Origin of the sequence: Knoellia sp. p5-6-4, assembly GCF_029222705.1 — a bacterium.
Classification (GTDB): Bacteria; Actinomycetota; Actinomycetes; order Actinomycetales; family Dermatophilaceae; genus Pedococcus_A.
In genome coordinates, this window is the sequence record NZ_JARGZF010000001.1 from 579863 (window position 1) to 598309 (window position 18447).

Below are 18447 nucleotides of genomic sequence, written 5' to 3' on the forward strand. Positions count from 1 at the left end.
CCCTAGAGCCTCCCGCATGCGGTCGTCGTCGAGCCACACGGAGGCCTGCAGGCACGGAGCAGGGGCACTGCGCCGCCGCCTGTCTCCTGCTGCCCACGGACCGGGAAGGACGGACTGCGGTCAGCCGAACTCGCGACGGGTGAGACCCGCCACCCCTGCGCCCGAGTCGAGGACCGCGAGCGCGTCGGCAAGCTCGTCCACCCGGCGCTGCACGCGTTGCACGGATCCCGTCACCAGGGGGTCACCCGAGTGGCCGGCCTGCTCGGCGAGCTGGTCGACCGCCTCCGCGACCCCGACGACCCGCTCCCTCAGGACCGCGATCACGTCGACCTCGTCGGGCTGCGAGTCGACCTGCTGGCGAAGGAACGCGGCCTGGGCTGCCAGGCGACGGCTCGCCGTCCACAGGTCGACGAACACCTGGACCTTGGCACGGAGGATCCAGGGGTCGAAGGGCTTGGAGATGTAGTCGGCTCCCCCCGAGGCGTAGCCGCGGTAGGAGCTGTTCTGGTCCTTCTCCAGCGCGGTCAGGAAGATGATCGGGACGTCCTTGGTGCGGCTTCGCCGCTTGATCCGGGTCGCCGTCTCGAAGCCGTCCATGCCCGGCATCTGGGCGTCGAGGAGGATCAGCGCGAAATCGTCCTTGAGCAGCGCCCTCAGCGCCTCCTCGCCCGAGCCCGCGCGGACCAGCACCTGGTCGAGCGACCCGAGGATGGCCTCCAGCGCCAGGAGGTTCTCCGGTCGGTCGTCGACCATCAGGATCTTCGCCCGCTCCGTCATGACAGCCACGACCTGAACACCGTGAGCAGCTGCTCGACATCCACGGGTTTGGTGACGTAGTCGGACGCGCCGGCGGTCAGGCTGTTGTCCCGATCCCCCGGCATGGCCTTCGCGGTCAGGGCGATCACGGGGAGGTCCCGGAACGTGGGCATCTTGCGGATCTCCCGCATCGCGGTGTAACCGTCCATCCCCGGCATCATCACATCCATCAGCACCAGGTCGATGTCGGGCTCCCGGCGCAGGGCGTCGAGTCCGGACTCCCCGTTGTCGGCGTAGATGACGTCGATGCCGTGCTGCTCGAGGGCGCTCGCGAGTGCGAACACGTTCCGCACGTCGTCGTCCACGATGAGGATGCGCTTGCCGACGAAGACCTGCTCGCCGTCCCGCACCCGCTCGAGGGAGCGCCTGAGGTCGGGTGGCAGCTCGACGTCGGCCCGGTGCAGGAACAGGGCGATCTGGTCGACGAGGCGCTCCAGCGACGGCGGGGTGGTGATGGTCATGGCGTCGACGTACTGCCGCAGTCGGGTCGCCTCGCGTGGGCTGAGGTCGGCGGCACCGGTGACGACCACCGGTGTGCCGCGCAGCGCCTTGCGCGCCCTGATCCGCTTGAGGACGTCGAACCCGCCCCCCTCGGCCATCCCGAGGTCCACCACGACGCAGTCGCAGGGGCGGGCGTCCAGGGCCTCCGCGGCAGCCGCCGAGGTTCCCACCACCTCTACCTCGACGTCCTCCATGGCGCCGAACTGCTCGGCGGCGGCGGCGCTCTGGCCGGCGGGGTCGCCCGTCACGACCAGAAGCGACCGCGTCTCCCTCGCCACGAACGAGGCGAGCCGCTCGAGGGCTGACTCGATCTCCGCGCGGGTGACCGGTTCCTCGATCACGTCGAGCGCGCCGGCCAGACGGCCCTGGTGGGCGTCCTGGCCTGCCTTGGCCGAGTGTGCGGCCACCGTGGGGATGTGACGGGTCTCGGAGAACCTCTTGAGGCCGTTGAGGAGGGACATCCCGTCGTGGGCGACCATGTCCATGCCGATGATCATGGCCTCGGGCCGGCGCTGGTGGGCAAGGACGAGCGCGTCGTCGGCCCGGGTGGTCGCCATGACCTTGAAGCCCTGCTGCCGGCCGATCTCCACCCCAGCCCGGCACAGGTCCACGTCGGAGAGTGCGACCAGGAGCACGCGGTCGTCGGGCCGGATGTCGGCCCCGTCGTCCTCCACGCTCTCCTGGACCAGCTCCACGGGCCCGGTCCTCGCGGGGACGGCCTCCGCCGCCTGCTCGAGCTGCACCGGTCCCGCCTCGTTCGCCGACGACTGGTGGCCGGCGGCGAACCGGATCGGCAGGTAGAGCGTGAACGTGCTGCCCCGACCCGGCTCGCTCTCCACGTGGATCTCGCCGCCGATCAGCCGGGCGATCTCCCGGCTGATCGACAGGCCGAGGCCTGTGCCGCCGAACTTCCTGCTGATCGTGCCGTCCGCCTGCTGGAAGGCCTCGAAGATGGTCCGCAGCTGCTCGGGCGCGATGCCGAGGCCCGTGTCGCTGACCGCGAAGGCCACCACCTGGGGCGCCACGGTGAGTGAGGGGGTCGTGAAGCGCTCCTCGGTGGAGTTCCGGATGTCCAGCCTCACCTCGCCGGAGGTCGTGAACTTCACGGCGTTCGACAGCAGGTTGCGCAACACCTGCTGGAGCCGGTGCTGGTCGGAGTGCAGCGTCCGGGGCAGGTCGTCGGAGACCGTCACCGAGAAGCGCAGGTCCTTCTCCGCGGTCAAGGGCCGGAATGTGGCCTCGACGTACTCCACGACCCCCGAGAGCGCGACATCGGAGGGGTGGACGTCCATCTTCCCGGCCTCCACCTTGGACAGGTCCAGGATGTCGTTGATCAGCTGCAGGAGGTCCGTGCCCGCGCTGTGGATCGTCTGGGCGAACTCCACCTGGCGGCGGTTCAGGTTTCCGTCCGCGTTGTCGGACAACAGCTTCGCCAGGATCAGCAGTGAGTTGAGGGGCGTGCGCAGCTCGTGCGACATGTTGGCGAGGAACTCGGACTTGTAGCGCGACGACAGCGCCAGCTGCTCCGCACGGTCCTCGAGGGCGCGGCGGGCGTCCTCGATCTCCAGGTTCTTGATCTCGATCGCCCGGTTCTGCTGGGCCAGCAGGCTCGCCTTCTCCTCGAGCTCGGCGTTGCTCTGCTGCAGCTCGCGCTGCTGGGTCTGCAGCTCCCCCGACTTGTTCTGCAGCTCTGCCGCGAGCCGCTGCGACTCGACCAGGAGTGCCTGGGTACGGGAGCTGGCGATGATGGCGTTGAGGGAGACGCCGATGATCTCCATCAGCTGCTCGAGGAACTGGATGTGCACCACGCTGAACGGCACGAACGACGCCAGCTCCACGACACCGAGCACCTGCTCCTCGAACACCACTGGCAGGATGATGATCGTGAGCGGGGAGGCTTCGCCCAGACCGGACGAGATCCGGATGTAGTCACTGGGCACGTCGGTCACGAGGATGGGCTCGCGTCCGAGGGCCGACTGCCCGACGAGCCCCTCACCGAAGCCGAAGGTGTCGGGCACCCCAGCGCGGGGACGGTAGCCGTACGAGGCGATCCGTCGCAGCGACTCGGCACCGTCGGCACCCTGTTCGGTCAGGAAGAACGAGCCCTCGGTGGCCCCGACCAGCGGGGTCAGCTCGGTCACGATGAGCTGGGTGACGTCGAGCAGGTCGCGCCCGCCCTGCATGTGTCCCGTGAACCGGGCGAGGTTGGTCTTGAGCCAGTCCTGCTCCTGGTTCGCCCGCGTGGTCTCACGCAGGTTGTCGATCATCTGGTTGAGGTTGTCCTTGAGCTCGGCGACCTCACCTTGCGCCTCGACGGTGATCTCCTGGCTCAGGTCACCCTGGGTCACTGCCGTGGAGACCTCGGCGATCGCCCGCAGCTGTGTGGTGAGCGTTCCGGCGAGCTGGTTCACGTTCTCGGTGAGCTTGCGCCATGTGCCCGAGACGTCGGCGACCTCCGCCTGACCACCGAGCTTGCCCTCGGTGCCGACCTCGCGGGCCACCCGGGTCACCTCGTCGGCGAACGAGGACAGCTGGTCGACCATGCGGTTGACCGTCGTCTTCAGCTCGAGGATCTCGCCGCGCGCGTCGACGTACGTCTTCTGGGTCAGGTCGCCGTGGGCGACGGCAGTGGTGACGAGCGCGATGCTGCGCACCTGGCTCGTCAGGTTGCCCGCCATGGAGTTCACCGAGTCGGTCAGGTCCTTCCAGGTGCCGGCGACACCGCGGACGTGGGCCTGGCCGCCGAGGATGCCCTCGGTGCCGACCTCCCGCGCCACCCGGGTCACCTCGTCGGCGAACGCGCGCAGCGTGTCCACCATGGCGTTGATGGTGCCGGCGAGCGCAGCCACCTCACCGCGCGCCTCGATGGAGATCTTCTGGCTGAGGTCGCCCCGCGCGACCGCAGTGGAGACCGCTGCGATGCTGCGCACCTGGTTCGTCAGGTTGCTCGCCATCGAGTTCACCGAGACGGTCAGGTCGCGCCAGGTCCCGGCCACGCCGGGGACCCGTGCCTGTCCGCCGAGCATGCCCTCGGTGCCGACCTCCCGCGCCACGCGGGTCACCTCGTCGGCGAACGACGACAGCTGGTCCACCATGGTGTTCACGGTGCTCTTGAGCTCGAGGATCTCGCCTCGGGCGTCGACGGTGATCTTGCGGGTGAGGTCACCACTGGCCACCGCGGTCGTCACCTCAGCGATGTTGCGCACCTGGGAGGTCAGGTTCGCCGCCATCATGTTGACGTTCTCGGTCAGGTCCTTCCACGTCCCGGAGACGTCGTGGACGTCCGCCTGGCCGCCCAACCGGCCCTCCGTGCCGACCTCGCGGGCCACCCTCGTGACCTCGTCGGCGAACGACGACAGCTGGTCCACCATGGTGTTCACGGTGTCCTTCAGCTCGAGGATCTCGCCCCGAGCCTCGACCGTGATGGTGCGCGTGAGGTCGCCACGGGCGACGGCGGTGGTCACCTCGGCGATGTTGCGCACCTGGGCGGTGAGCGTGCCCGCCATGAAGTTCACCGAGTCGGTGAGGTCTCGCCAGGTCCCGGACACGCCGGGCACGGCAGCCTGACCGCCGAGCCGGCCCTCCCCACCGACCTCACGGGCGACGCGGGTCACCTCGTCGGCGAACGACGACAGCTGGTCGACCATCGTGTTGACGGTCCCCTTCAGCTCAGCGAGCTCGCCGCGCACGTCGACGGTGATCTTCTGGCTCAGGTCCCCTCGGGCGACGGCGGTCGTCACCTGCGCGATGTTGCGCACCTGGTTGGTCAGGTTGCTCGCCATGGAGTTCACCGAGTCGGTCAGGTCCTTCCACGTCCCGGCGACGCCGGGGACGTCGGCCTGTCCGCCGAGGATGCCGTCGCTGCCGACCTCGCGCGCCACCCGGGTCACCTGGTCCGCGAAGGAGGACAGCTGGTCGACCATCGTGTTCACGGTGCTCTTGAGCTCGGCGAGCTCGCCCTTCACGTCGACCGTGATCTTCCTGCTGAGGTCGCCTCGTGCCACCGATGTCGTCACCTGGGCGATGTCGCGGACCTGCGCCGTCAGGTTGTTCGCCATGTAGTTCACCGACTCGGTGAGGTCCTTCCACCGACCCGCGACGCCCGGCACGTCCGCCTGGCCGCCGAGGATCCCCTCGGTGCCCACCTCGCGGGCGACCCGGGTCACCTCGTCGGCGAAGGTCTGCAGTGTCGCGGTCATGGAGTTCAGCGTGTCCGCCAGCTCCGCCACCTCACCGCGGGCCGTGACGGTGATCTGCTGGCTGAGGTCCCCCTGGGCCACGGCCTGGGCGACGGACGAGATGCCGCGCACCTGGCTGGTCAGGTTCGAGGCCATGGTGTTCACGGAGTCCGTGAGGTCCTTCCACGTGCCCGACACCCCCCGCACATCCGCCTGGCCACCGAGCCGTCCCTCCGTACCGACCTCCCGGGCCACTCGAGTCACCTCGGCCGCGAAGGAGGAGAGCTGGTCGACCATCCGGTCGACGGTGTCCTTGAGCTGGGACATCTCCCCCGACACCTCGACCGTGACGGTCTGTGAAAGGTCGCCGTTCGCGACAGCCGTGGTCACCAGGGCGATGTCGCGGACCTGGGCAGTGAGCCGGGACGACATCGTGTTCACCGCGTCGATCAGCCCGCGCCAGCTGCCGTCGGCGTTGCGCACACGCGCCTGCCCACCCAGCTTGCCCTCGGTGCCGACCTCGCGGGTGACGCGAGTGATCTCGTCGGCGATGGAGGACAGCTGGTTCACCAGACCGTTGACGCTCTTGGCCGCCCGGAGCGGCTCACCGCGGAGGGGTTGTCCGTCGAGGCGGATGTCCATCCGCTGGGTGAGGTCACCTTCGGACACCGCCGCGACGACCCGGGCGAACTCTCCCGTGGGACGGACCAGGTCTGCAACGAGGCTGTTGGCCGCTTCGATGGACTTCGCCCACGCGCCCTCTCCGTCGCCGGGCTGGATTCGCTCGCCGTACTGACCCTCACGCCCCACGACGCGCGCGACCCGAGTCAGCTCGCTCGCCAGGTGCTGCTCCCGGTCGGCGATCTCGTTGAAGACGGCAGCGATCTCGGCAACGATGCCTTCGCCGCCCTCCGGCAGCCGCTTGCGGAAGTTGCCGTCGCGCATGGCCGTCAGCGCGGCAAGGACGGGCCTGAGCTCCGCTGGGTCGATGTCGCCGTTCCGGCGGGGCTCGGAATGCCCTTCCGTGCCGCCGGTCGTTCCTTTCGCACCCTTTGTCACAGTCGGGCTCATGGGCATCGCGCGCCTCCAGTTTCGGCCTCGGTGCAACGATGCGGGCAAGTCTGTCACCATGACGAGAGCCTGCCCATACCTTCCCGCGAGAGCTCATGCCCACCCAGCCGATGCGCGCCCACCACACTTTCGCCGCGGACGCGCGCTCGGTGTCGCAGGCACGGCTCTTCGCCCGACAGACTTTGGAGGAATGGGGCGCCGGGGACCTGGTCGACAACGCCACCCTCCTCGTCAGCGAGCTGGTCACCAACGCGATCGTCCACGCGGGGACGACAGCCCTCCTCCGGCTCAGGCTCGACGCCCAGGTCCTCCGGCTCGAGGTGGAGGACCGTCATCCTTCACGGTCGCTGCCGCTGGGGGCCCAGGAGCCGACCGACGCCGAGGGCGGCCGCGGGCTGTTGATCACGTCGGCGCTGGCCTCGGCCTGGGGGGTCGAGTACACCGGCACCTCCAAGAGCGTGTGGGCGCTGTGCTCCCGCGACATGGCATCGGCGCGGCCCGAGTCCAGCGCGGCGGGGACGACGCAGGAGCCTCTCCGCGTCGCGGCCGTCGAGATGTCCGGTCACGGCGTCGTCACGGCGTGGAACCCCGATGCGACCGCGATGTTCGGCTGGACCCCCGAAGAGGTGATCGGGAGGACCTTCGAGGAGATGGTCGACTCCCTTCCCGGGGACCGGCCGCCGCGCGAGCTCACCACACCGGCGGCGGCCGCGCCGTGGCAGGGCACCTACGCGGTGGTGTGCAAGGACGGTGTGCCCGCAGCGGTCTTCGCCTCCCACGTCCCTGCCGGCCGCGGCCGGGGATCGGTGGCGTTGCTCGTACCAGCGAGCCGGCGCGACCTGCTCGAGCACCCGGTGGCCGCCGCCCGGGCGTCCCGTACCCGGGCCGATCCGCTGGGCATCAGGGAGGACGTGCTGCAGCGCCTGGGCATCGATGACTACCTCTCCCTGGCCGTGGAGCGGGTGAGGGACCCGATCTCGGCGGATGCGTCCTACCTCCTGCTGGTGCGGGACTTCGACGACGAGTTCGAGGTCAAGGCCGTCAGCGGCCTGCCGGATGCCCTTCGCGGCACGCGGCTGGAAGCCGGCTCGGCAGGCGTCCCCGACCCGCGCACGCCGCACCTGCCGGTGGTGGTGACCGACCTCTCCGACCTGGAGGTGCCGCTGTTGCAGGGAACCGGTCTGGGATCGCTGCTCGTCGTGCCCGTCGTCATCGAGGGCAGGGTCATCGGGGCGTTGGGGGCGGCCGCCGAACGCGCGGACTCCTTCGCCGACGACCAGGCGGTCGAGCTGCAGCGTTTCGCCGACTCGATAGCCGTGGCTGCGGACCGTGCGCGACTCCAGAGGTCGGAACGTGAGCGGCGCGGTTGGCTCAGCTTCATCGCTGAGGCGGGGGACCTGCTCGCAGGATCGCTCGACCAGTCCATGACCATGGCGATCACCGGACAGATCGTTGTGCCCCGCCTTGCGAGCTGGTGCGCCGTGTACCTCGACGACGAGCGGGGGAACCCGGTGCTGGAACACGTCTGGCACGCCGACGAGCAGCTCGTCGAGCCACTCCTCGCAGCGCTCGAGGACACCAGCCCCGACCAGCTCGGAGACTCGGTCGACATGCTCCTGGGCCAGTCGCTCACCGTTATCCGCATGGTCGCCCGGGGGCGGCAGATCGGTTTCCTGACCCTTGGCCGCCCGAAGGACAACCCGCTGCGCAGCGAGACGTTCCTCGTCGCCGAGTCCATCGCGCGCAGGGCGGCCCTGGCGATCGACAACGCAAGGGCGCACGGCGCCCTGCTTGCCGTCGGCCAGGCGCTCCAGCAGAGCCTGTTGCCCTCGTCGATGGACGTTCCGCCGGGGCTCGACGTGGGCGTGGTCTACGAGGCCGCAGGAGAGGGCGCCTCCGCCGGCGGCGACTTCTACGACCTCTTCGCGGTCGGCGGCGGCACGTGGTGCTTCGTCGTCGGCGACGTGTGTGGAAAGGGGGCGGAGGCCGCGGCCGTCACCGGCTTGGCGCGGCACACCATCCGGGCTCTGGCCCAGGCCGGCTTCCCGGTTCCGGCCGTCCTCGAGCGGCTGAACGCCGCGATCCTCGCCGAGGGCTCGAGGTCGCGGTTCCTGACCCTGGTGTGCGGGACGCTCCATCTCGATGGGCGACGGCTGAGGGCGAACGTCGTGAACGCCGGCCACCCCCCACCGTTCGTCGTGCGGAACGGCGGGGGGGTCACCCAGATCGGCCGGCCGCAGCCCTTGCTGGGGGTTCTCGACCAGGTGGAGTACGAGGCCGAGCAGCACGTGTTCGAACGGGGTGAGGTCCTCGTCGTGGTCACCGACGGCGTGCTGGAGAGACGCCGGAACGACCACATGGTCGGTGAGAAGGGGCTCAGCACCGAGCTGAGCCGTGCCGCTCACCTGCCTGCTCAGGCGGTGGCCGAGAGGATCCGCCAGCTGGTCCTCGACTTCACCGCGGAGCCGCCACAGGACGACATGGCCATTTTCGTCGTCAGGGTCGGGGACTGACGGACGCCGTGTTCGGGGTGTTCCCGCGCGTCACTGTGCGCGGGAACGCCCCGACCTGCGAGCAGGACCTGGCCGGGTCAGTGGGAGTGTCCGGCGTTCTCGAGCATCTGCTCGCGGCCGGAGCCGAGCACGGTCAGGGGCAGCAGCTTCTTGCCGGTCGGGCCGATCTCGATCTCGGTGCCCATCTGCGGGCAGACGCCGCAGTCGAAGCACGGGGTCCAGCGGCAGTCGTCGACCTCGGTCTCGTCGAGGGCGTCCTGCCAGTCGTCCCAGAGCCACTCCTTGTCGAGGCCGGAGTCGATGTGGTCCCAGGGCAGCACCTCGGTCTCGCCGCGCTCGCGCGTGGTGTACCAGGCGACGTCGACCGGCAGGTCGGCCAGGGCCTCCTCGGCGCAGCGCATCCAGCGCTCGTAGGAGAAGTGCTCGCTCCAGCCGTCGAACCGGCCGCCGTCGCGCCAGACCGCCTCGATGACCCGGCCGACCCTGCGGTCACCGCGCGAGAGCAGCCCCTCGACGATGCCGGGCTTGCCGTCGTGGTAGCGGAACCCGATCGAGGAGCCGTAGCGCTTGTCGGAGCGGATCGCGTCGCGCAGCTTCTCGAGCCGGGCGTCGGTCTCCTCGGCGCCGAGCTGGCCGCACCACTGGAAGGGCGTGTGCGGCTTGGGCACGAAGCCGCCGATGGAGACGGTGCACCGGATGTCGCGCCGACCGCTGACCTGCCGGCCGGTCTCGATGACCCGCTTTGCGAGCTCGGCGATCTGCAGCACGTCCTCGTCGGTCTCGGTCGGCAGCCCACACATGAAGTAGAGCTTCACCTGTCGCCACCCCGCGCCGTAGGCCGCCGCGACGGTGTTGATGAGGTCCTCCTCGGTCACCATCTTGTTGATGACCTTGCGGATGCGCTCACTGCCGCCCTCGGGCGCGAAGGTCAGGCCGGATCGGCGGCCGTTGCGGGTGAGCTCGTTCGCAAGGTCGATGTTGAACGCGTCGACCCGGGTCGACGGCAGCGACAGGCCGGTCTCGGTGCCCTCGTAGCGGTCGGCGAGGCCCTTGGTGATGTCGGCGATCTCGCTGTGGTCGGCCGAGCTCAGCGAGAGGAGGCCGACCTCCTCGAAGCCTGTCGCCGACAGCCCGCGCTCGACCATTTCGCCGATGCCGGTGATGGAGCGCTCGCGCACCGGCCGGGTGATCATGCCGGCCTGGCAGAAGCGGCAGCCGCGGGTGCAGCCGCGGAAGATCTCGACCGACATGCGCTCGTGCACCGACTCGGCGAGCGGCACCAGCGGCTGCTTCGGGTAGGGCCACTCGTCGAGGTCCATGACAGTGTGCTTGGCGACCCGCCACGGCACACCCGACGCGTCCTGCTTCGGCGCCACGCGCTTGATGCGGCCGTCCGGCAGGTAGTCGACGTCGTAGAGCGCCGGCACGTAGACGCCGCCGGTGCGGGCCAGGCGCAGCAGCAGCTCGCGGCGGCCCCCCGGCCGGCCCTGGGCCTTCCACTCCGAGACGAGGTCGGTCACGGTCAGCACCGCCTGCTCACCGTCGCCGACGATGGCGGCGTCGATGAAGTCGGCGATCGGCTCGGGGTTGAACGCGGCGTGGCCACCGGCGATCACGACCGGGTCGTCGTCGGTGCGGTCGACCGAGTGGAGCGGGATGCCGGCGAGGTCGAGCGCCGTGAGCATGTTGGTGTAGCCGAGCTCGGTGGAGAACGAGACCCCGAAGAGGTCGAAGTCGCGCACCGACCGGTGTGCGTCGACCGTGAACTGCGGCACAGCGGACTCACGCATGAGGCGCTCGAGGTCGGGCCACACGGCATACGTGCGCTCGGCGAGGGCATCCTCGCGCTCGTTGAGGACTTCGTAGAGGATCATGACGCCCTGGTTGGGCACGCCGACCTCGTAGGCGTCCGGGTACATCAGCGCCCACCGCACCGTCAGGTCGTCGCCCGCGGGGCCGAACCCACCGCAGTTCCAGTCCTTGACGGTCGAGTTGAGCTCACCGCCGACGTACTGGATGGGCTTGCTGACCTGCTCGAGCAGCGGCTCGAGGGCAGGGAAGACGGACATGCCAGACATGGGCTCAAGGGTAAACCGGGGCCGCCCCCCAGCCCGAATCCGCGGACCTCGGCCCGGCGGCATACTGGCGAAGTGGAGGCCGCGGAACGGGTGCGGGAGGCCATGCGGGCGGTGCCGCGGGCCCGCTACCTGCCGAGGGCGCAGCGCTTCTTCGCACCGGCCGACATGGCCCTTCCGATCGGCCACGGGCAGACAAACTCGCAGCCGAGCACGGTGCGGGCCATGCTCGAGCTGCTCGACGTGCACGAGGGGCACCGGGTGCTCGACGTCGGCTCCGGCTCGGGCTGGACCACGGCGATCCTCGCGCACCTGACCGGCCCCACGGGGTCCGTCCTGGGCGTCGAGCGGGTGCCGGCGCTGGTGGAGATGGGTGCGGCCAACCTGGCCGGGGCCGGTATGCCGTGGGCTCGGGTCGAGCGGGCCACGCCCGGCATGCTCGGTGCCCCGTCGGAGGGGCCGTTCGACCGCATCCTCGTCTCCGCCGAGCCCGACCACCTACCCGACGAGCTCGTGGCCCAGCTGGTGCCCGGCGGGGTGATGGTCATCCCGGTGGGGGGCCGGATGCTGCGGGTGCGCGCCGCGGCCGGCAGCCCTGAGGTGGAGCGCGGCGGGTACTACCGGTTCGTGCCCCTGGTGCAGGACGGCGGCTAAGTCGTCCACAGTGAGCCGGGCGCCGTCACATCATCCACAAGGGTCCGCCTCCCGGGTTGCCGCGAGGGATGAGGTATGCCGCGAAAACGGTTGTGCGACAGACGTTCCCGTCATCGTCGAGCTGGGTCCGGCTGTCGGTGGTCGGCTCTACCTTTGTGGTCATGGAGGGGAACCAGCCGCGTATCAGCCTGGCGGAGCGCCGGGCTCGAGTGGGATCTCACCCGAGGCTCCTACGACGAGCTCCTCGCGAGGCGCGCCGCGCGGGAGCCAGCGTGACCCCGCCCCACACCCCGCCGACACCGGCGGGGCCGCAGGCATGCCCAGCCCTTGTCCAGCCCCCTGACCGAGCCCCGCACACCTAGAACAGACGGCGACCGGCCACCCGCGCCTCGAGGTCGAGCAGCAGGCGCTTGCGCGGCAGGCCGCCGCCGTAGCCGGTGAGGTCGCCACTGGTGCCGACGACCCGGTGACAGGGCACCACGATGCCGAGGGGGTTGCGCCCGTTGGCGAGACCGACGGCTCGGGAGCCGGTGGGGTTGCCCAGGCGCCGGGCCAGCTCACCGTAGGTCGCCGTCTCGCCGTACGGGATCGTCACCAGCTCCGCCCACACCCGCCGCTGGAACTCGGTGCCCTGGGCGGCGAGGGGCAGGTCGAACTCCGTGCGCTCGCCGGCGAAGTACTCCTCGAGCTGCGCCGCGGCGCGAGCGAGCACCGGGTCGTCCGTGGCGGCGCACACGCCGTAGGTCAGCTCCCCGGGGTGGTGGCGCTGGTCCTCCATCCAGACGGCGACGAGCCCCTCGCCCTCTGCCACGAGGGTGAGCGGGCCGACGGGGGTCGGCTCCAGCACGAGGTGTCGGCGGCCGAGACCCTGCGCGTTCATGCTGCCGAGCCCTCGGCCGGGAGCCGGTTCACCGCGTGGTCCGCCATCCCCCATAGGTGCTGCACGGCATACGCGCCCCACGGCCGCCACTGCCGTCGGGCTTGGCCGAGGGCGGCGGCGTCCCGGACGCCGAGGGACGCCAGAGCCTGCCTGACCCCGAGGTCGGTGGCCGGGAAGGCGTCCGGGTCTCCGAGCCCGCGCATGGCCACCATCTCGACGGTCCACGGGCCGACGCCCGGCTGCGCGGCGAGAGCGGCCTTGGCACTCCCCCAGTCCTCGCCGGGGCCCAACCTGACGGCGCCCGACGCGAGGGCCGCCGCGAGCCCGACCAGCGTGGCTGCGCGGCTGCGCGGCATGGCAAGGGTGTCCGGGTCGAGCTCGGCAACCACCTCGGGAGACGGGAAGCAGTGCGTCAGCGCACCCTCGGGGTCGCTGACCGCAGGGCCGAGGGCGGCCGCCAGCCTGGCCGCGAGCGTGCGGGCGGCCGCCGTCGACACCTGCTGCCCGAGGACGACGCGCAGGGCGAGCTCGTCGGCGTCGACCGTGCGAGGCACCCGGCGGCCGGGCGCGCGGGAGACGAGTGGTGCGAGGTGGGGGTCACCGGTGAGGTGGTCGTCGACCGCCGCCGGGTCGGCGTCGAGATCGAGCAGCGCCCGGCAGCGGGCCACGGCGCTGGAGAGGTCGCGCAGGTCGGCGAGCCACACACGCGCCGCGACGTGGTCGCCGGCCGGCGCCAGGGCGACCACCCCCGGCCCGCGGGGCAGCAGCAGGGTGCGGCGGTAGGAGCCGGCACGCCACTCCTCCACGCCGGGCACCCGCGTCTCGACGAGGTGCCCGAACAGGCTGTCCGGCAGCAGCGGCGCCCGGAACGGCAGGCGCAGCGCCACGTGGTGCCAGGCCGGTTCGGTGGCGGTCTGGGTGCGCTCATCGGCGACAACGGGTTCCGCACGCTGCCGCAAGGCCGTGGGCGTCAGCGCGAAGACCTCCCGGACCGTCGCGTTGAAGGAGCGCAGGCTTCCGAAGCCGGCGGCGAAGGCGACCTCGCTCATGGGCAGGTCGGTCGACTCCACGAGCACCCGGGCGGTCTGGGCGCGCTGGGCGCGGGCGAGCGCCAGCGGGCCGGCCCCCACCTCGGCGGTGAGCAGCCGCTCGAGCTGGCGGGTGCTGTAGCCGAGGTGCCGCGCGAGTCCGGCCACGCCCTCGCGGTCGACCACCCCGTCGGCGACGAGCCGCATCGCGCGGGCGGTCACGTCGGCACGGGTGGACCACTGCGGCGAGCCGGGCGCCGCGTCGGGGCGGCAGCGCTTGCAGGCGCGGAAGCCTCCCCGCTGGGCTGCGGCCGCGCTGGGGTAGAACCTCATGTTCTGCGGCTTGGGCGGCACCACCGGGCAGCTCGGGCGGCAGTAGATGCCGGTCGTCACCACGGCGGTGAAGAACCACCCGTCGAACCGGGCGTCCTTGGCCTGGACGGCGCGGACGCAGGCCTCGTGGTCCTCGTGCATGGGCCCAGTCTGCCGGGCTGCGCCGACGGCCACTGGCAGGAATCCGACACCGTCCTCACCCCGCCGGCGACCCGGCGCGTCCCGCGCTCGCGCGGGCGCCGCCCCGACCACGCGCGAGCGCCCCGCCGCCCGGAGGGGCAGCGGGGCGCTCGCGCGGTCAGCCGTGGAGCGGACGTCACTTCACGGGCGTGTCCGCGTAGTGCGCGTCGAGCTGGCCGCGGTAGCGCTCGTTGACCACCTTGCGGCGCAACTTCATGCTCGGCGTGATCTCGCCCTCCTCGACCGAGAAGTCCCTGTCGAGGATGGTGAACTTCTTGATCTGCTCCCACCGGTTGAGCGTCATGTTGAGCTCGTCGATGTAGGCCTGGACCATGTCGCGGCAGCGCTGCGACGTGACGACCTCGCTGTAGGACTTGCCGGCCATGTTGTTGGCGGCCGCCCAACCCTGCATCGCATCGGGGTCGAGGGTGACCAGCGCCGAGACGAAGTGACGGTCGGCGCCGTGCACGAGCATCTGGCTGACGTAGGGGCACATGCCCTTGAAGGTCGACTCGATCCGCGACGGCGCGACGTACTTGCCGCCCGAGGTCTTGAACATGTCCTTCTTGCGGTCAGTGATCTTGAGGAAGCCGCGCTCGTCAACCTCGCCGATGTCACCGGTGTGCAGCCAGCCCTGGACGTCCATGGTCTCGGCCGTCTGGTCCTGGGCGTTGTGGTAGCCCTCCATGACGCCCGGACCACGCACCAGGACCTCGCCGTCCTCGGCGATCTTGACCTCGGTGCCCGGCGCCGGCCAGCCCACGGTGCCGTGCTGGTAGGCGTTGGGGCGGTTGACGAACGAGAACGCGCTCGTCTCGGTCAGTCCGTAGCCCTCGAGGATGAGGATCCCGAACGCGTCGAACCACTTGGCGATCGCGGGGTCGAGGGCCGCCGAACCGGAGACGAAGAAGCGGACCCGTCCACCGAAGCGCTCGCGCACCTTGTGCAGGACCAGCTTGTCGGCCAGCGAGTACTGCAGCCCGAGCAGGCCCGACGGCTCCCTGCCCTGGGAGCGCAGCGCGGCGGCCCTGTCCCCCACACCCTCGGCCCACTGGAAGAGGCGGTACTTGATGCCGCCCTCCTCCTGCATCATCATCGAGATCCGGCCCTTGGCCTTCTCGAAGATGCGGGGCGGGGCTCCCATGAAGGTCGGCTTCACGGCGCCGAGGTTCTCCACGATCTTGTCGACCCGGCCGTCGATCGCGGTCGGGAAGCCGATCTGCATCGGGATGGTCAGCAGGATCTTGCCGAGCACGTGCGACAGCGGCAGCCAGAGGAACTGCAGGTCGTCCTTGCTGAGGATGCCGATCGAGTCGACCGCCGCGCCCTCGTAGGTCCACGCGTCGTGGGTCAGCCGAACGCCCTTCGGGCGACCGGTGGTGCCCGAGGTGTAGATGATCGTGGCCAGCCGCTCCGGGGTGAGGGCGTCGATGCGCTCGTCGACGGCACCGGAGTCGGTGGCGAGCAGCTCGGCGCCCATCTGGTCGAGCTCGTCGAGGGTGATGACCCAGTCGCCGTCGGGGGTGCCGTCGTAGGTGACGACCCGCGTCACGTGCGGGATCTCGTGGCGGACCTCGCGCAGCTTGGCGATCTGGGCGTCGTCCTCGGCGAAGACGACGCGGCTGTCCGAGTTGGACAGGATGTAGGAGACGTCGCCGGGGATGGTCGTCGGGTAGATCGTCGTGGTGGCCGCGCCGGCGCACATGATCGCCAGGTCGCAGATGGCCCACTCGTAGCGCGTCGTGGAGGCGATCGACACGCGGGCCTCCGGACCCACGCCGAGGGCGATGAGGCCGGCGGCCAGCCGGTAGGCCTGCTCGCGGGCCTCCTTCCACGTCACCGGCACCCAGGCGTCGCCACGCGGGAACGAGTACGCCACGTCGTTGGCGCTGGCCTCCACCCGGCTCCGGAACAGGTGCGCCACGCTGGTCGCCCTCTTCTCGATCAGGCTCCGGTCGACGGGCTCGTCGGCAGGGGTCCGGTAGTGCAGCGTCATCGCCATCCTCACGTTGGGGGTTCCGTTGCCCGGATAGTGCCACGCACACCCTGACACCGGGGGTGATTCGTGCGAATCGTTGTGATTCCCGAGCACGACGCGCCGGGCGTTCGCCTCAGCGCCGCAGGCTGGACAGGTGCACGTTGTTGACCAGCCCGACGGCCAGCCAGCAGGCGAACATCGAGGACCCTCCGTAGGACACGAACGGCAGGGGCAGCCCGGTCACGGGCATGAGGCCGAGGTTCATCCCGACGTTCTCGAACACCTGGAACGTGAACCAGGTGGCCACGCCGAGCGCCATGAGGCGCCCAAAGGCGTCGCGGGCCCGCGCGGCGACCACCACCGAGCGGATGACGACGAACCCGAGGAGCAGGAGCAGGCCGGCGGCGCCGACGAACCCGAGCTCCTCCCCCGCCACCGAGAAGACGAAGTCGGTCTGCTGGTAGGGGATGAACCCGCCCTGCGTCTGCCGGCCCTCGAAGAGGCCCTGCCCCTGCCAGCCGCCGGAGCCGATGGCGATGCGCACCTGCCGGGTCTGGTAGCCGATGCCCTGCGGGTCGGCCTGCGGGTCGGCGAAGGCGGTGAGCCGGTCGCGCTGGTAGTCGCTCAATAGCGGGGTCGTGAGCGCGGCCACCACCCCGGCCACCACGAGCCCCAGCACGAGGGCCAGGCCCCGTTTCGGTGCCCCGCTCAGGGCAACCACGCCGAAGGCCAGGGCCCCGAGCACCAGCGCCGAGCCCAGGTCGGGCTGCAGCATGACCAGCCCGATGGGCACGGCCGCGACCGCCCACGCCACCGCGACGTCGCGGCCGTCGGGCGCGGCGCCGCGGTCGAGCCGCTCGCCGAGGATGATCGCCAGCCCCAGGCACAGCGCCGCCTTGGCGAGCTCGGAGGGCTGCACGGAGAACCCGCCCGGCAGCAGGATCCACGAGCGGGAGCCGTTGACCGTCGACCCCAGCGGCGTGAGCACCAGGACGAGCCCGAGCACCGACAGGAGGTAGAGCACGGGCGCCACCGCGCGCAACAGCTGGTGGCCGGTGCGGGTCACCGCCGCCGCGAGCGCCACCCCGAGCGCCGTGTTGAGCAGGTGCCTGGTCAGGTATGCCGTGCCGGCGTCGTTGTGCGTCGCCGACCACACCAGCAGGGCGCCGACGAGGGAGAGCCCCAGCGCTCCGATGACCAGGCCCCAGTCGCTGCGCGCCCAGGTGCCGGGCAGCGCCGGCCGTGGCCCCCGGGGGCGGCTCAGGACGGGACGACGGTGGTCAGCACCTGGCGGCACCGCTCGACGTCCCCTGCCATGGCCGTGAGCAGCTCGTCGACGGAGTCGAAGCGCAGCGTCGGCCTGATGTGTTCGACGAACTCGACCGAGACCCGCTCGTCGTAGAGGTCGAGGTCGTCGCGGTCGAGGACGTACGCCTCGACGGTGCGGATGGTGCCGTCGAAGGTGGGGTTCGTGCCGACCGAGATGGCGGCGGGCAGGGTGCGCTCGACGTCTCCGGCGGGCAGGTCCAGCCGGGTCAGCCACCCGGCATACACCCCGTCGGCCGGCACCATGCCGAGGGCGTCCTGGTCGAGGTTCGCCGTCGGGTAACCGAGGTCGCGCCCGCGGTGGGCGCCGTGCACCACGGTGCCGACGACCTGGTGGGGCCGGCCGAGCACGTCGGCCGCGGCGGCCACCCGGCCGGCGGCGAGGTGCTCGCGCACTCCGGTGGAGGACCAGCGGTGGTGGCCCGCGTCGCCGAGGTCGCCCTGGTCGCTGACGACCACGACCTCGAAGCCGTGCCTCTCCCCCAGCTCGCGCAACAGGTCGACGTCGCCGGTGTAGCCCCTGCCGAACCCGCGCGTGTCCTGCCCGACCACGAGCGCCCTGGCCTGGAGCGCCTCGACGAAGGTGTGGCGGACGTAGTCCTCGGCGGTCTGGTCGGCGAACTCGTGGGTGAACTCCAGCACCAGCAGGCCGTCGAGGCCGATGTCGGCGAGGAGGTCGTCGCGCAGCGAGTCGGGAGTGATCAGGGGCAGCCCCTGCTCACGGTGGAACAGCGCGGCAGGGTGCGGGTCGAACGTGACTGCGACCGACGGCAGGCCCAGCCGGGCCCCCTCCTCGAGCAGGCGCCCGAGCACGGCCCGGTGGCCCCGGTGGACCCCGTCGAAGTTTCCGAACGTCGCGACGCAGGGGCGCAGCGACTCGGGGGTCTGGGTGGGGTCGGTCCAGCGGTGCACGG

The 18447-nt window shown here is 71.1% G+C and carries 10 protein-coding genes; 2 read left to right on the forward strand and 8 right to left on the reverse strand.

What is annotated here, in order from left to right:
* Positions 1-120: 120 nt before the first annotated feature.
* Entirely contained in the window at positions 121-777 is a 657-nt protein-coding gene (locus P2F65_RS02775; RefSeq protein WP_275807230.1) for a response regulator, read from the reverse strand.
* Entirely contained in the window at positions 774-6440 is a 5667-nt protein-coding gene (locus P2F65_RS02780) for a HAMP domain-containing protein (RefSeq protein WP_275803928.1), read from the reverse strand. Before P2F65_RS02780 ends, P2F65_RS02775 begins: the two co-directional genes overlap by 4 nt.
* 221 nt (positions 6441-6661) lie before the next feature.
* Here P2F65_RS02780 and P2F65_RS02785 point away from each other — a divergent pair, with 221 nt between their 5' ends.
* Positions 6662-9079, forward strand: coding sequence for a SpoIIE family protein phosphatase (locus P2F65_RS02785; protein ID WP_275803929.1), 2418 nt, complete (start codon positions 6662-6664; stop codon positions 9077-9079).
* A 77-nt stretch (positions 9080-9156) separates the two neighbouring features.
* Here P2F65_RS02785 and P2F65_RS02790 read toward each other — a convergent pair whose 3' ends face one another.
* Entirely contained in the window at positions 9157-11157 is a 2001-nt protein-coding gene (locus P2F65_RS02790) for a TIGR03960 family B12-binding radical SAM protein (RefSeq protein ID WP_275803931.1), read from the reverse strand.
* Between the two features lie 72 nt (positions 11158-11229).
* Between P2F65_RS02790 and P2F65_RS02795 the strand changes: the two genes are divergently transcribed.
* Entirely contained in the window at positions 11230-11808 is a 579-nt protein-coding gene (locus P2F65_RS02795) for a methyltransferase domain-containing protein (RefSeq protein ID WP_275803933.1), read from the forward strand.
* Positions 11809-12166: 358 nt separating this feature from the next.
* Here P2F65_RS02795 and P2F65_RS02800 read toward each other — a convergent pair whose 3' ends face one another.
* From P2F65_RS02800 to P2F65_RS02820, 5 genes are all read right to left on the reverse strand, one after another.
* Positions 12167-12688, reverse strand: coding sequence for a methylated-DNA--[protein]-cysteine S-methyltransferase (locus P2F65_RS02800; protein ID WP_275803935.1), 522 nt, complete (start codon positions 12686-12688; stop codon positions 12167-12169).
* A complete protein-coding gene (locus tag P2F65_RS02805; RefSeq protein WP_275803936.1) occupies positions 12685-14190 on the reverse strand; it encodes an AlkA N-terminal domain-containing protein in 1506 nt (501 codons plus the stop codon). The genes P2F65_RS02800 and P2F65_RS02805 overlap by 4 nt, the downstream gene beginning before the upstream one ends.
* Positions 14191-14365: 175 nt before the next feature.
* Positions 14366-16225: a long-chain fatty acid--CoA ligase gene (locus P2F65_RS02810; protein ID WP_275803938.1), complete on the reverse strand. Its 1860-nt coding sequence runs from the start codon at positions 16223-16225 to the stop codon at positions 14366-14368.
* Between the two features lie 115 nt (positions 16226-16340).
* The gene (gene rodA, locus P2F65_RS02815) at positions 16341-17441 is read right to left on the reverse strand and encodes a rod shape-determining protein RodA (protein ID WP_275807233.1); all 1101 of its coding nucleotides are present in this window, start codon (positions 17439-17441) and stop codon (positions 16341-16343) included.
* Positions 17442-17467: 26 nt separating this feature from the next.
* Positions 17468-18445, reverse strand: a complete 978-nt coding sequence (locus tag P2F65_RS02820; RefSeq protein WP_275803940.1) for a bifunctional riboflavin kinase/FAD synthetase — start codon at positions 18443-18445, stop codon at positions 17468-17470.
* Between the last annotated feature and the right edge of the window lie 2 nt (positions 18446-18447).